The sequence below is a fragment of the Nocardia sp. NPDC052001 genome, assembly GCF_040680615.1.
In the GTDB taxonomy this organism is placed as follows: domain Bacteria; phylum Actinomycetota; class Actinomycetes; order Mycobacteriales; family Mycobacteriaceae; genus Nocardia.
Window position 1 is genome coordinate 247,790 of sequence record NZ_JBFAXC010000001.1, and the last position, 14,541, is coordinate 262,330.

Consider the following 14,541-nt stretch of genomic DNA (forward strand, 5'->3'; position numbering starts at 1 on the left):
ATGCCTCCTGCTTCGGAAGTTGGCCACTGTACCTATGCATCGTAGACCTACATCGTTGACAGACCGTTCATGTGACGTTCACCGACGTCGCGGTGTCGAACAGCGTCGGAGAATACGTCATTCGACGCTCGCGGCCGGCGCTCGGCCGTCCCTAGCGTCGGAGTCATGACGACCCCATTCCCGCTCGGAGCGGATGAATGATCACCTACGACCGGCTCTATATCGGCGGTTCGTGGACCGAACCCAGCGAACCGGCGCTGCTGGAGATTCTCTCGCCGCACGATCGGTCGCGCATCGGCCAGGCGGCGCAGGCGCATCCGGCCGATGTGGATCGCGCGGTGGCGGCGGCGCACACCAGCTTCGAGAGCCGGGCGTGGCGCGATACCGCCCCCGCCGAGCGAATCGCGGTGCTGCGCAGGTTCAATGAGCTGCGTGAAGAGCAAGCCGATCGGATCGCCGAGCTCATCACCGCCGAAAACGGTTCCGCCGCATGGTTCACCGGGGCGGGACAGGCAGCGTTGACCCGGCAGGCGAACGCCTACTTCGCGGCGGCCGAGCATTTCGACTGGGAGCGCACCCTCACCCCGTCGGACCCGGACGCGCTGGTGCGCAGCGTGGTTCGGCGCGAGCCGGTGGGCGTGGTGGCCGCGGTGATTCCGTGGAATTCGCCGTTCTCCTCCGCGACCTCGAAGATCCTGCCCGCCCTGCTCGCCGGAAATTCGGTGGTGCTGAAGGTATCGCCGGAGAATTCCCTGAGCATGGGCCTGCTGGCCGAGTTGATCGATCGCGTCGAACTGCCCGCGGGCGTGCTCAGTGTGTTTCCCGCGGAACGGGAAACGAGCGAATATCTGATCTCGCATCCGCTGGTGGACAAGATCGCGTTCACCGGCTCGACCGCCGCCGGCCGGCGGATCGCGTCCATCGCGGGCGCGCAGCTCAAACGGGTCAGTCTCGAACTCGGCGGCAAATCGGCGGCGGTGATCCTGCCCGATGCCGAGCTGAGCGCGGTGATGAACGGCCTGAAGTTCGGTTCGCTGTTGAACAATGGCGAATCCTGTATCGCGCAGACCAGGATCCTCGCGCCGAATTCCCGCTATGCGGAGGTGGTCGCGGCGCTGGCCGCACTGGTCGGCTCGCTGCCGGTCGGTGATCCACGCGATCCGGGCACCTTCATCGGGCCGATGGTGCGCGGCGATCAACAGCAGCGGGTTCGCGACTACATCGAGATCGGGATCGCTGAAGGCGCTCGCGCGGTCTGCGGCGGCCCGCACCTGCCGCCCGGCCTGCACGACGGCTTCTATGTCACGCCAACGGTTTTCGCCGATGTGACCCCGGATATGCGGATCGCCCGGGAGGAGATCTTCGGCCCGGTGCTGGTCGTCATCGGCTACGACGATATCGACGATGCCATCCGCATCGCCAACGATTCCGACTACGGGCTCTCCGGTGGCGTGTGGTCGGCGGACCGGGACGCGGCCATCGCCGTCGCGCGCCGGATTCGGGCCGGGACGGTCACGGTCAACGGCGCACCGGTCGGATTCGACGGTCCCTTCGGCGGATTCAAGGCCAGTGGGATCGGCCGCGAGTACGGCGCGGTCGGTCTGGGGCAGTACACCGAATACCAGACGATCACCGTCCCGGACCGCGGGTAGAGTGGCTGGGTGCTGATCGAGGAAGTCGACAGAATCCAGCCGCCCAGTCGAAGGCGGCGCTTCTCTCACGCATTCGCCCGGTAGTACGCACCGGGATCCTCGCCTTCGTCTGGCTCCGCCACGTCCGAAATCACGTGCGGCCGCTCTCACGAGCAGGAACGAGTCGACGATCATGTCCACATCCCTATCCACATCCGCTGCGGTCACCCTGCGGAAACTGTCCTTCGAATGGCCCGACGGCACCGTCGCCCTGGCGGGGCTCAACGGCACACTGGGCACCGGGCGCACCGGTCTGGTCGGTCGCAACGGCGCCGGGAAATCAACGCTGTTGCGCTTGATCGCCGGACTGCTGACCCCGACCTCCGGCAGCGTCGAAACCACCGGCGCGGTGGGCTATCTCCCGCAGACGCTCACCCTCGGCCGCGACACCACCGTCGCGGGCCTCCTCGGGATCGCGGACAAGCTCGCGGCATTGCGCGCGATCGAATCCGGTGACACCGCGGACGAACACTTCGAGACGATCGGCGACGATTGGGACATCGAAGCCCGCGCCGATGAGTCATTGCACGAAATCGGTTTCAGCGCGGCGGATCTGGACCGCCGCGTCGGGGAGCTGTCCGGCGGTGAGGCCGTGCTGGTGGCGATCACCGGGCTGCGCATCCAGCGCACGCCCATCACACTGCTCGATGAGCCGACCAATAACCTCGATCGCGACACCCGTGCCAAGCTGGCGGGATTCGTGGATTCCTGGCCCGGCGCCCTCATCGTGGTGAGCCACGATCTCGAACTGCTCGAACGCATGGACGCCACCGCGGAACTGCACGGCGCTGCCCTGGAGGTATTCGGCGGCCCGTACAGCGCCTGGAAGGCGTACGTCGACCAGGAGCAGGCGGCCGCCGTTCAGGCGGCGCGAACCGCTGAACAGGCGTTGAAGGTCGAGAAGCGGCAGCGCATCGAGGCCGAGACCAAACTCGCCAGACGTGAGCGCACCGCCCGCGCGACACAGCGGGACGGCGGAATCCCGCGGATTCTCGCGGGCAACCGGGCCAGCCGGGCGCAGGGGTCGGCGGGCGCGCTGCGCGGCACCCTCGATGCCAAAGTGCAAGCGGCCCAGAGCATTCTGGATACCGCGGCGGCGCGGGTGCGCCAGGACGAGCATATCCGCCTCGAACTGCCCGATCCGGAGGTGCCGCGCAGCCGCCGCGTCGCGGAACTGGCGGACGGCGACCATCGCATCGTCATTCAGGGACCGGAACGCGTCGCCCTGATCGGCCCCAACGGGGCGGGCAAGTCGACGCTGCTCGAGCAGTTGCGCGCGGGGAGTCATCCGGAACGCGGTGTGCTGCTCACCGATCGGGTCGGATATCTGCCGCAACGCCTGGACAATCTGGACGAGCGGGCCGGTGCCCTCGACAATGTGCGCGCGGTGGCCACCACGGTCGCGCCGGGCACGATCCGAAATCAGCTGGCCCGCCTGCTACTTCGCGGCAGCAGCGTGGATCGGCCGGTGTCGACGCTGTCGGGAGGTGAGCGTTTCCGGGTATCGCTGGCGCGCTTGCTGTTCGCCGATCCGCCGCCGCAACTGCTGATTCTCGACGAACCGACCAACAACCTCGACATCGCCAGTGTGGATCAGCTGGTCGAGGCCCTGGCCGACTACCGCGGCGCGATACTCGTTGTCAGCCATGACTTTCCGTTCCTGCGCCGGATCGGCATAGCGACGGTGGTCGAGCTCGATTCCGGCGGCGGTATGCGGCGTCGCGATTCGCTGTAGGCGACAGCGCCGGGCCCGGTTGTATCGCCGGGCCCGGCGCTCACCGTCAGAGGTGGTCGGCGTCGATGATCGCCTGGGCGAACGGCTGCGGCGCTTCCTGCGGCACGTTGTGCCCGATGCCGTCGAGGACGCGGTGTTCGTACTTCCCGGTGAACTTGGCGCGGTACGCCTTTCCGTCCTTGGCCGCACCGTCGAAGTCGCTCGCGATCGTGATGGCGGGCACCGATATCGCCGGTCCGGTGGCGAGCCGCTGTTCGTAGGCGTCGTACTGCGGTTCGCCCGGGGCCAGGCTCAAACGCCACCGGTAGTTGGAGATGACGACGTCCACCTGATCGGGGTTGTCGAAGGCGGCGGCGCTGCGGTTGTAGGTGGCATCGTCGAAATTCCATGCCGGAGAGGCACGTTGCCAGATCAGCCGGTTGAAATCGCGGCGATTGCGTTCATAGCCCAGGCGGCCGCGCTCGGTCGAGAAGTAATACTGGTACCACCAGCCCAATTCGGCCTCGGGCGGCAACGGCTGCTGCTGGGCCGCCTGCTGGGTGATGAGGTATCCGCTGACCGCGACCATGGCCTTGACCCGCTCCGGCCACAGCGCCGCGATGATATCGACCGTCCTTGCGCCCCAATCGAATCCGCCGAGCACGGCCCGGTCGATATGCAGCGCGTCCATGAAGTCGACGATGTCGCGCGCGATGGCCGACTGCTGCCCGTTGCGCACGCTCTGCGCGGAGCGGAAGGTGGTCTCGCCGTAACCGCGCAGGTACGGCACCAGCACCCGGTAGCCGGACGCGGCCAGCAGCGGTGCCACATCGGCGTAGCTGTACGCGTCATAGGGCCAGCCGTGCAACAGGATCACCGGCTGTCCGGTGGCGGGCCCGAATTCGGCGTACGCCACATTCAGCGCACCGGCATCGATCTTCTTGATCGGACCGAGGCTGGTATTCGCTCCCGATCCGGCCCGCAGGGCCGCACCCGGGACGGTGGTCGCGGGTGCGGGGTCGGTGGAGCAGGCGGTGAGCGAGGCCGCGGCCAGGCCCGCCGCCAGCGCTCCGGTGAAAAGTCCGCGTCGGTTGATGTTCATGACGGCAACGCTAGGGAGCGCACCGGCCCCGCCGCGTGCGTCGGTTGACGTAATCGGTGTCGGTCCGGACGATCAACCGGCGGTTTCGGCCAGGGTGGGCAGCAGCGCCGCCAGATCCCCGCGTGAACTGATGCCGAGCTTGGGGAAGATGCGGTGCAGATGGGTGCTGACGGTCCGATGCGACAGGTACAGCCGCTGCCCGATCTCCCGATTCGTCAGCCCCTGCGCCGCCAATTGCGCGATGCTCAGCTCATGCGGGGTGAGCCGCTCCCGTGCGTCCGGATCGCGGTTCGGGCTGGATTCGCCCGCGCTGCGCAGTTCCAGGCGGGCCCGCTCACTCCACGCGGTGAAGCCCAGGGCGTCGAAAATCTCACGGGCGGTGCGCAAATGCGTGCGGGACTCCACGACCCGGCGCTGTCGCCGCAGCCATTCGCCGTACGCCAGATGCAGGCGGCCGCGTTCGGCGGGCCAGCCGGTGAGATCGGCGGCCAAGGCCGCGGTGAACAGTTCAGCGGCCGACTCCCCGGCGAGAACCGCACGGGCATAGCGCATTCCGATATGCAGGGCGGGCGAGGAGGTGGCCGCCGCCACCGGTTCCAGATCGCGCAGCAGGGCGGTCGCGGCCTCGGTCTGCCCGGCGCGGACCGCGGCCTCGGCGAGTTCGGTGAGGAAACACGCGCGCAGCGATAGCGAATACGACGGGTCGAGGGGGTCGTGGATGCGGGCCAGATCGGTGAAGGCGTCATCGAATCGGCCCTCGCCGAGTGCGATGAGCCCCCGGGACAGTTGCACGTTCGCCAGGACGGGGCGTGCGCCCGCCGCGAGCGCGATCCGTTCGGCGTCCGTGGCGAGAGTCGCGGCCTGCGGGTAATCGCCACGCAGCGCGGCGATTTCGGCCTGGGTCGCGCTGACCGTCGCATACATGAAGGGCTGGCCGGTCTCCAGCGCGAAGGCCGCGGACTCGGCCGCGATGGGGGTGGCGGCGGTGAGGTCACCGAGCCGGGTCAGGCTCGACGCCTGGATGGCGAGCGCTCGGGTGAGCAGCCCCAGCCGCCCGGCGGAACGGAATCCCAGCGCGGCGGCCGCGGCGAAATGCGCTGCCAGATCGAACGCGCCGACCTGGTAGGCGGCGCTGCTGAGAGAATGATCGGCCTCGGTATCACGCCCGGTCGTCGCGGCCAGCACCCGCAGCTGGTCCAGGACCTGGTCGCCGCGCTCGAACGGGGCCACGATCGAATCGATGGCGAGCTTGCGATGATCATCGCCGGGGATATCGAAGGAATCGGCGACCGTGAGCACCGCGTGCCGGATATCGGGTCCGGGTTCGGACCAGAAGCATCGCGCGGCCGCACCCCACAGCATGCGCAGCGCGGCATCACGGAAACCGTCGGCGGCCACCGAGGCGGCCAGCGCGGCCAGTTCACCGATATGCGAAGGGCTTTCGCGCATACCGTCCTCGAATCCGCTGAGCACCCATTTCGCGGTGGCCTCCTGGGCGGCCGTGAGGGGGAGCGCGCGGGCAGCGGCGACCAGTCGTTCGACCGTATCCCGGTGCCCGGAGTCGACGGCCAATTCCGCCGCGCGCAACAGCCGATCCGCGCGGCGGCCGGGCGAAACGCTCAGGGCCGCGGCGCGTTCCAGTGCGACGACCGCGCCGCCGCGGTGCCGGGACTGTTCGGCGGCCTGCTCCAGAGCCGCGGCCACGGCTTCGTCCGCGCCCGCCGTACCGGCCGCGCGATGCCACAGTTGGCGATCCGGTGATTCCTCGAGTGCTTCGGCCAGTGCCAGGTGTGCGCGGCGGCGTTCCGCATCGGTCGCCGCCGCCACCAGGGCGGACCGAACCAGCGGATGGCGGAAGGTCACCGTGCCCGAGCCGATGCTGATCAAACGGGCGGTCACGGCCGGAGCGAATACCTCGGTGGTTACCGCGGATGCCAGCAGAATCCCCGTGGCGGTGAGTGTTTCGGCGGCCGAGTCGCCGTCGTCGAGTGCCGCGACCAGCAAAGCCGATCGCGTCGGCCCGGGCAGTGCCGCGCCGCGTGCGGAGAAGGCCTGTTCGAGCCGCTCGGTCAAGGGCAGGACCGGGGCGGCATCGCCGAGATCCACAGCCGCCGTGGGCAATTCGGTCAGCGCCAGCGGGTTGCCGTGCGACTCGGCGAGGACTCGCCGTCGCAGTTGCGCGGGCAGGTCCGGTGCGATGTCGTCGAGCAGCGCCGTCGCGGCGTCATCGGGTAGCGGGCCGAGCCGCAGTACCGAGAGTCCGGCGGTGCGCAGCGGCGACTCGGTGGCGGCGCGCAGGGTGGCCAGCATCGCGACGGATTCGGAATCGATGCGCCGCGCCACGAAGGCCAGCACCTCGGCGCTGGCCGGATCGAGCCAGTGCGCGTCCTCGGCGACGACCAGCACCGCGCGCTCGGCTCCCGAGTCCGCGAGCAGGGTCAGGGCCGCCATGCCGACCAGGTGCACACTCGGCTCAGCGGTGCTGTCCGACATACCCAAAGCGGTTGTCAGCGCGTCGAACTGACGCGGCGGCAGCGCGTCGAACTCGCGCCGCAGCGGGTACAGGAGCTGATGCAGTCCGGCGAACACCAGGGTGCGCTCGGCTTCCGCCCCGGCGGTGCGCAGCACCCGCAGCCCCGCGGCGTTCGCGGCGGTGACGGTCCGCTCCACCAGGGTCGACTTCCCGATGCCGGGTTCGCCCTCGAGCAGGATGCCGGCGTGCTCGCCTGGGCCGTCCACGAGCGCGGCCAGCTCTTTCAGTTCGCTGTCGCGTCCGAACAACCGCATGGTGACTCTCCTCCCGGTCCCGCGGGTACGAGTCCGGAGGCAGACCCTACCGAAACTGGATTACGTCAAGACAGCGTCATCCGACAGATTCGGCGCACCACCGTCGGAGGCCAAGGTCATTCCATGGCTACCGTTCGTTTTCACCTCATGTCCACGCTGTCTCCCGCCGAAGTCCTGCACGTGCTGACCGACTTCGGGCCCACCCGTCCCGAGGCATGGCCGACCATCGACGCCGAGCATTTCGTCGTCCACGCCCGCGGCGATGATTGGGCCGAGGTCACCGAGGGCACCGCCGCCGCCTGGGAGCGCGCCCGCTATCAGTGGGATCCGGCGGGCGACACCGTCACCATCACCACCCTGGATTCCAAACTCTTCGGCGCGGGCGGCGGCTGGATCTTCCACATCACCCCCGAGCTCTCCGGCAGCCGCGTCGACGTCGAATTGACCCGGACCCCAAAGGCATTGAAAGGCAAGCTGCTGGCGGCACTCCTACCCCTGATCGGCCCGTCCTCGCTACGCAAGTCCTTCGCCACCCCACTGCGGGCCGCGTGATGTCGCACACCGAATACCCCACGATCGCAACCCTTTTCGTCTGCGGCCCGATCGCCATGCTGATCTGGTCCGAGACCGCGGTACTACACGGCCGCGGACCCTCCGCGCGCGAACTCGGCTGACGGGGAACGGAACCCGGGCGCACACCGCTCGACAGCACGAGCTCGGTCGAGCCCGGGTACCGTCAACGCCTGTTCATCGTGATGTTCAGAGGAGTTGACGCGTGGCACTGGGGTGGGTAACCGAACGGACCGTGGGGGACCGATCGGAGGGGGTGGTTCCGGACCGGTCGACACCGGACGGAAATCACCCCGGGGGTGGTCGCTTCACCTCGCTCGGGCGGCGAATCCGCTCGGTGCGAATCGATCTCATCGTCGCCGGCGGCTATCTGTCGCTGGCGGTGCTCGTATTGTCTCGGCTGTGGGCGCATCCGCGCAGCGGGTATCTGATCAAGAGCGATCAGGACCAAACCCTGTACGAATGGTTCTTCGCGCTGACGGCGCACAAGATCACCAACTTCGAGAATCCGTTCAGCACGTCGATGCAGAATTTCCCCGACGGCGTGAACCTGATGGCCAACACCCTCATGTACGGGTTCGGCATACCGCTCACGCCCGTCACGCTGCTGTTCGGGCCGACCGTCACTTTCGCGCTGGCGCTCACCCTGGGGCTGTCCGGTACCGCGTTCGCCTGGTATCTGGTGTTCTCGCGTGAGCTGGTGACATCGAAGTTCGCCGCGGCCGTCGGCGGTGCGTTCTGCGGGTTCGCGCCCGCCATGATCTCGCACACCAACGGCCACCCGAATTACGTTGTGCTGGTCCTGCTTCCGTTCATCGCCATGCGGGTCATCCGGATGGCGCGGCGGGTGAACGACGCCCCGGAGCACGGCACGGCACCGCGACCGCGTGATTCCATCGCGCTGGGTCTGCTGGTCGCCATGCAGATCGCGCTGGGTGAGGAACCGCTGCTGCTGTTCGCGTTGAGCTTCGCGGTCTTCGGACTGGCCTACCTGCGCACCCGCCGCGCCATCGTGGCCACGTTGCGCACCATCGCCCGGCCGGTGCTGCTCGCGGCGCTGATCACCTTGACGCTCACCACGATTCCGCTGTGGTGGCAGTTCCTCGGCACGCAATCCTATGGTTTCGTCGGCCACGGCCGCGTCGGCAACGACCTGCTGACGCTGTTCCAGTTCTCCTCGTTCTCGGCGGGCGGGACCTTCTCCTTCGGACCCGATGTGAGCATCAACCCGACCGAGCACAACACCTACTTCGGCTGGCCGCTGCTGCTGCTCGGTGCGATCACCGCGTACTTCCTGCGGCACGAGCGCATCGTGCGAGCGGCCCTGACCGTCATCGTCGTGTTCATCGCCCTATCCCTGGGCATCGTGCTGTTCATCGGCGGCTTCTTCACCGGGGTGCCCATGCCGTGGTTCGTCTTCGGCTGGATTCCACCGTTCAACGGAATGATCGAATCCCGCTTCGCCATGGCCGCCATCCCGCCGATCGCGATCATCCTGACCCTGGGCACCCAGCGTGCGATCGATCACCGGCGCACCGCCACCACCCGGTGGCAGCCCCTAGCCTGGTTCACCGCCCTGGCCTGCGCCCTGCTACCCATCACCCCGACCATGCTGCCGGTGGTGGAACGCACAGCCACCCCCGCTTTCTTCACCGATGGCTCTGTGCGCCGGTACATCTCGGACGGTTCCGTGGTGATCGTGCCCCCGCCCACCCCCGTCGACGCCGTCGCCCTGCGCTGGCAACTCGACTCCGACTTCACCTTCCCCCTGGTCGGCGGCTACTACGTCGGCCCCGGCACGGACAAGTCGGCCCACTACGGCCCCGTCACCCGCCCCACCGGCAACATGCTCACCCTGATCCGCATGTTCGGCACCATCCCGGCAATCGACCAGCCCGCCCGCGACCAAGCCCTGGCGGACCTGCGCTTCTGGCACGCCGACGTGGTGGTCCTCCCACCCACCACCAACACCGACGCCCTCCGCAGCGCCATCGACCAACTCCTGGGCTTCCCCGCCCAACAGGTCGACGGCGTCTGGCTCTGGGACGTCCGCCCCCTGCTCTGACCCGGCCCCCGCCAATCACCTCGACACCGAAAGTGATTGGCGGGGAACAGGTTCGGCACCAACGAAAGATGGCCCCGACCGTTACCCGTCGGGGCCATCTTGTGGTGCGCCATCAGGGACTCGAACCCCGAACCCGCTGATTAAGAGTCAGCTGCTCTGCCAATTGAGCTAATGGCGCGTGTTTGCTCTGCTTTGAAGCTTTCCTGTCCGGTTGGCCTCTCTGCGGTGCGGAAGAAACATTAACAGGAGGTGTGGCAGAAAGTGAAATCGGTACGTTGAGCTGGGTTTTTGGGAGAGGGGGCGATCTTGCGGGTGGGTGTTAACGAATTGGGGGTTGGTACGGATGAACCGGTCGAGCCCTAGCGGGGGTGCGGTATCGGCGTGTGGTGAGGGCGTACGGCCTGGCAGAATGGTCGGGGCGTGGTCTCGGCCGAACCCCGTGGGCGTGGTGGTCGAGCAGGCGTGGTCGGGGCGAAATCTCCGGGCCGACACACGCACCGAGACATGGAGTGGGGTTGTAATGAGCAATGGTCAGGGCCGTTCGACGCGGTGGCGGGGATCCGTAGCCGTGCTGTCCGTGCTGGCGCTTGCGCTGGTGGGGTGCTCTTCGGGGAGTTCGTCGAAGGATTCCTCCTCTGTCGCAATCGATTCCAATCCGGTCAGCGAATTGGTGAAGCCGAAGCTGGTCTCGCCCATCAAGGATGGGCAGAAGGGCGTCTCGCCCGGCGATCCGCTGGTGCTGCAGGTGCAGGACGGCAAGCTCACCAATGTGACGCTCACCAATCCCGAGGGCAAGGCGGTCGGCGGTGAACTCGCCAAGGACGGCCTGTCCTGGAAGCTGACCGAGCAGTTGGGCTTCGCGCGCACCTACAAGCTGGCCGTGGAGGCCATCGGCCTGGGCGGTGCGAGCACCTCGACCATGAGTTTCAGCACCATCTCGCCGAATAACCGCACCCACCCGTACCTGCTGCCCGCCGAGAACGAAGTGGTCGGCATCGGCCAGCCGGTCGCCGTGCAGTTCGACGAGAACATCCCGGACCGCAAGGCCGCCCAGAATGCGATCAAAATCACCACGACCCCCGCGGTGGAGGGCGCCTTCTACTGGGTGAACAACCGCGAAGTGCGGTGGCGGCCCGAGCATTACTGGGCACCCGGCACCAAGGTCGATATCGCCGTGAACGTCTACGGCAAGGATCTGGGCAACGGCCTGGTCGGTGATACCGACATCACCTCGAGCTTCACCATCGGCGAGGCGACGATCTTCTCCGCCGACGACAACACCAAGATGGTGACCGTCGAGAAGAACGGCCAGGTGGTCAAGACCATGCCGACCTCGATGGGCAAGGACTCCACCCCTACCGATAACGGCATCTACATCGTCGGCGACCGCTTCGACAAGATCATCATGGATTCCTCCACCTACGGTGTGGCGGTCAACTCACCCGCGGGCTACAAGACTCCGGTGGACTGGGCGACCCGAATCTCCTACTCCGGCATCTTCTTCCACTCCGCACCGTGGTCGGTCGGCCAGCAGGGCTACAGCAACACCAGCCACGGCTGCCTGAACCTGAGCCCCGCCGACGCCCGCTGGGTGTACGAGAACTCCAAGCGCGGTGACATCACCATCGTGAAGAACACCGTCGGTGGCACGCTGTCCGGTGTGGACGGTCTGGGCGACTGGAATATCCCGTGGACGCAGTGGAAGGCCGGCAACGCCGACGACAACCGCTGATCCGCAGACATGCGAAGGGGCTCCGGCTGGATAAGCCGGAGCCCCTTCGCATTGCTCGATCGTGCCCGCCCCCGAAAGTCTCCTACAGGGTCGGCAGTCCGAGACTGCCCTTGCCGTTCAAGCTGTCGCAGCCGAAACCGGCCTGTCCCAGCACGGTGGACGCGCTACCGGTGACCGCGCACAGCGTCTTGTAATCGCCCAGCAGCATCTTGTCCAGATTCGGCAGGCCGAACGATCCGGTGCCGGTGGAGCCGGTCGTCGCGAGCCCGCCCGAGCTGCCGGTCTTGGCCGATCCGGAGGCGGAGCCGGTGACCTCTGCCTGCATGGGATCGTCGCTCTGAGTCTTGCTCGAGGCGTCGGTGAGAGTGATCTCCGCAGAGGCGACCGCGGGAGCGGCGCTCAGAATCGCCGCCGTGGCCAGCAGAGTTGTTACGGTACAACGCTTCACGTAATGGTCTTCCTTGATCGAGCCTGGGTCGGGGGCCCCGACCTCCCCCATGTGAGAAGCAGTCTACGAAGATCAAGTGGTATGCGCCACAAAATCAGGTCCAGTGCTGTTTCAGTCACAATCGGAATGGGTATCTCACCCGATGCGAGCGATCGCTCGCACGGGCGCTCCGTCCGCGCCGGGCAGGTTCAGGGGGAGTAGGGATACCTCCACGCGATGACCCAGCTGCTGTTCGCTCAGCACCCGGTCCAGCGCGGTGAGATTCTCGGCGATCACAGCGTGCGCGCCGCACAGGATCCTATGTGACGGAATGTCTTGCGCCGGAGTCGGATCCACACTCAGCGTATCGATCCCGACGGTCCGAATCCCGGACTCGACCAGATAGGCCGCGGCCGCCGAATCCAGATACGGATGGGCCAGGTAATCGGGTGTTCCCCAGTGCTCGGACCAGCCGGTGGCGACCAGCACGATCTGTCCCGCGCCGATCTTGCCCTCGAAGTACTCGCGGCCGATCGCCGTGCGCGGCCCCAGGCCCCGCGCGTCCACCACCACCGCCGGTCCGAGGAACTGCTCCAGCGGCAGCGCGTCCAGCGCGGGCAGGGTGTCGTCGATATGCATCGGCGCGTCCACATGCGTCCCGGTCTGCGAGCCCATATCCACGTGCAGCACATTCACCCCGTCGACGGCGACGGTCAGCGCCGGGCGAATGCTCACCTCGGGATCGCCGGGATACACGGGCATTGCGGTCCGCAACGGGACCGACAGGTCGATGATGCGCACGCGCTCAGCCTAGAACCCGAGGCGCGGGCAGCCTAGAACCTGAGGCTTCGGGGCCTTGAAACCGGAGACTCACCAGGTTTGGAACCGGCTACTCGCCGGACTTGGAACTCCAGGCTCACGCGGCAGCGCCGGACCAGTCGTCGAGGGCCTCGCCGAGTCCCGGCAGCCCGGGTTCATCGGTTGCCCAGGCCGCGTAGCCGTCCGGGCGGATCAGGATCGCGGCGGGGACCGGGATCGGGCCGACCCCGGGAACACGCCACGGCGTCCCCGGGGTGTGGGCGGTGACGATGTCCACTCGAGCACTCCATTCGGGGCCCGCGGGAGCCTCGGTCTCGTTGAGCAGCAGCAGGATTGGGTGAGCCCGGCGTAGCAGTTCGTAGACGCGGGAGGTGCCGGTGGCGGTGCGCAGGATCGCGTCGGGGACGCGGCGGCCCGCCAGCGGGTGCTCACATTTGGTGTCGTACCGGATATCCAAGGCGGTGATCTCCAGACCGAGGCGATGCCGGATTGGATCGGTGGCGATGAGTTCGCTCATGACATCGCGCAGCGCGTCGGAATGTGTGCCCGGGCGCATGAGCGCGGTTTGCGCGCGGGTGTTGTGCAGGACGCGGGCGGCGATGGGGTGGCGCTCGGATTCATAGGTGTCCAGCAGGGATTCGGGAGCGGTGCCGTGCACGGCGGCCGCGAGTTTCCAGCCGAGGTTGACCGCGTCCTGGATCCCGAGGTTCTGGCCCTGCCCGCCCGCCGGATAGTGAATATGCGCGGCATCGCCCGCGAGGAAGACCCGGCCGGTCCGGTAGCGCTCGGCCTGGCGGGCGGAGTCGCCGTAGTGGGTGACCCAGCGCGGGCTGTGCATACCGAAGTCGGTGCCCGCGAGTTCGGTGAAGTGGGCGCGGAAATCCTCGAAGGTCAATTCGGTGCCGCGCGGCAGCACCAGATCGTGGCGCTGCACGATGAGCCGGTACCAGCCGGGCTCGAACTGGATGGCGGAGTAGTCGCCCGCGGCGCCGCGGCGGCCGAAGAACGGCGCCGCGGGCGGATCGGCGAGTTCGACATCCGCGAGCATGCCGGTGGCGGTGGCATCGGTGCCTGGAAAGCCGATACCGGCGAGCTTTCGGACCGAACTGCGGCCACCGTCGCAGCCGACCAGATAGGCGGCGCGCACGGTGCGCGGATGTGCGCCACCGAGCTCGACCCGCACGCCCGAATCATCCTGCGAGAAGCCGGTGACGGGTGAATTCCACGCCGTATCGACGCCCAATTCGGTTGCGCGGCCTTGAAGTTCGCGTTCCATCACCGATTGCAGGATGGCCAGCATGTACGGGTGCTCGGTATCGAAGTCACTGAAGTCCAGCGGCAGTCCGCCGAAGTGACCGGCCTGCATGCGGCGGCCCTGCGGGAGCAGCCGGTCGAGCAGGCCGCGCTGATCCAGGATCTCCATGCTGCGGGCGTGGATGCCACCGGCCCGCGATTCGCCGGTGCGGGCGGGGAGTCCGTCGACCAGGGCCACCCGGACTCCGGCCAGGCGCAGTTCGCTCGCGAGCATGAGCCCGGTCGGTCCGCTACCGGCGATGACGACGTCCGTGGTCTCCATGACAATCTCCTTAACAACGTTAAACCCTTAACGTCGTTAAGGAGACCAGAACGCTGTT

At 67.6% G+C, this 14,541-nt stretch carries 11 protein-coding genes and 1 tRNA gene; 6 read left to right on the forward strand and 6 right to left on the reverse strand.

Annotated features, from left to right (window positions below; genetic code table 11):
• Positions 1-197 precede the first annotated feature (197 nt).
• Together AB0L82_RS01145 and AB0L82_RS01150 are read left to right on the forward strand one after the other, a co-directional pair.
• Positions 198-1,652, forward strand: coding sequence for an aldehyde dehydrogenase (locus AB0L82_RS01145; RefSeq protein WP_364629145.1), 1,455 nt, complete (start codon positions 198-200; stop codon positions 1,650-1,652).
• Between the two features lie 172 nt (positions 1,653-1,824).
• A complete protein-coding gene (locus AB0L82_RS01150; protein ID WP_364629148.1) occupies positions 1,825-3,426 on the forward strand; it encodes an ABC-F family ATP-binding cassette domain-containing protein in 1,602 nt (533 codons plus the stop codon).
• A gap of 46 nt (positions 3,427-3,472) precedes the next feature.
• Here AB0L82_RS01150 and AB0L82_RS01155 read toward each other — a convergent pair whose 3' ends face one another.
• Both AB0L82_RS01155 and AB0L82_RS01160 read right to left on the reverse strand, forming a co-directional pair.
• Complete coding sequence (locus tag AB0L82_RS01155) at positions 3,473-4,507, reverse strand: alpha/beta hydrolase (RefSeq protein ID WP_364629151.1); 1,035 nt, start codon at positions 4,505-4,507, stop codon at positions 3,473-3,475.
• A 72-nt stretch (positions 4,508-4,579) separates the two neighbouring features.
• On the reverse strand, positions 4,580-7,294 hold the full coding sequence (locus AB0L82_RS01160; protein WP_364629154.1) for an AAA family ATPase: 2,715 nt from the start codon (positions 7,292-7,294) through the stop codon (positions 4,580-4,582).
• Between the two features lie 123 nt (positions 7,295-7,417).
• Between AB0L82_RS01160 and AB0L82_RS01165 the strand changes: the two genes are divergently transcribed.
• From AB0L82_RS01165 to AB0L82_RS01175, 3 genes are all read left to right on the forward strand, one after another.
• A complete protein-coding gene (locus tag AB0L82_RS01165) occupies positions 7,418-7,846 on the forward strand; it encodes a hypothetical protein (protein ID WP_364629157.1) in 429 nt (142 codons plus the stop codon).
• Positions 7,846-7,968: a hypothetical protein gene (locus AB0L82_RS01170; protein WP_364629159.1), complete on the forward strand. Its 123-nt coding sequence runs from the start codon at positions 7,846-7,848 to the stop codon at positions 7,966-7,968. Before AB0L82_RS01165 ends, AB0L82_RS01170 begins: the two co-directional genes overlap by 1 nt.
• 233 nt (positions 7,969-8,201) lie before the next feature.
• Positions 8,202-9,929 carry a glycosyl transferase gene (locus tag AB0L82_RS01175; RefSeq protein WP_364629162.1) on the forward strand — a complete coding sequence of 576 codons (1,728 nt, stop codon included), beginning with the start codon at positions 8,202-8,204 and terminating at the stop codon, positions 9,927-9,929.
• 102 nt (positions 9,930-10,031) lie between these two features.
• Here the strand turns inward: AB0L82_RS01175 and AB0L82_RS01180 are convergent.
• A tRNA-Lys gene (locus AB0L82_RS01180) sits at positions 10,032-10,107 on the reverse strand.
• A gap of 342 nt (positions 10,108-10,449) precedes the next feature.
• Here AB0L82_RS01180 and AB0L82_RS01185 point away from each other — a divergent pair.
• Complete coding sequence (locus tag AB0L82_RS01185; protein WP_364629164.1) at positions 10,450-11,661, forward strand: Ig-like domain-containing protein; 1,212 nt, start codon at positions 10,450-10,452, stop codon at positions 11,659-11,661.
• Positions 11,662-11,743: 82 nt separating this feature from the next.
• Here AB0L82_RS01185 and AB0L82_RS01190 read toward each other — a convergent pair whose 3' ends face one another.
• From AB0L82_RS01190 to AB0L82_RS01200, 3 genes are all read right to left on the reverse strand, one after another.
• Positions 11,744-12,160, reverse strand: coding sequence for a hypothetical protein (locus tag AB0L82_RS01190; RefSeq protein ID WP_364629167.1), 417 nt, complete (start codon positions 12,158-12,160; stop codon positions 11,744-11,746).
• An 84-nt stretch (positions 12,161-12,244) separates the two neighbouring features.
• Positions 12,245-12,889: a cyclase family protein gene (locus tag AB0L82_RS01195; protein ID WP_364629170.1), complete on the reverse strand. Its 645-nt coding sequence runs from the start codon at positions 12,887-12,889 to the stop codon at positions 12,245-12,247.
• 115 nt (positions 12,890-13,004) lie between these two features.
• Complete coding sequence (locus AB0L82_RS01200; protein WP_364629173.1) at positions 13,005-14,483, reverse strand: FAD-dependent monooxygenase; 1,479 nt, start codon at positions 14,481-14,483, stop codon at positions 13,005-13,007.
• Between the last annotated feature and the right edge of the window lie 58 nt (positions 14,484-14,541).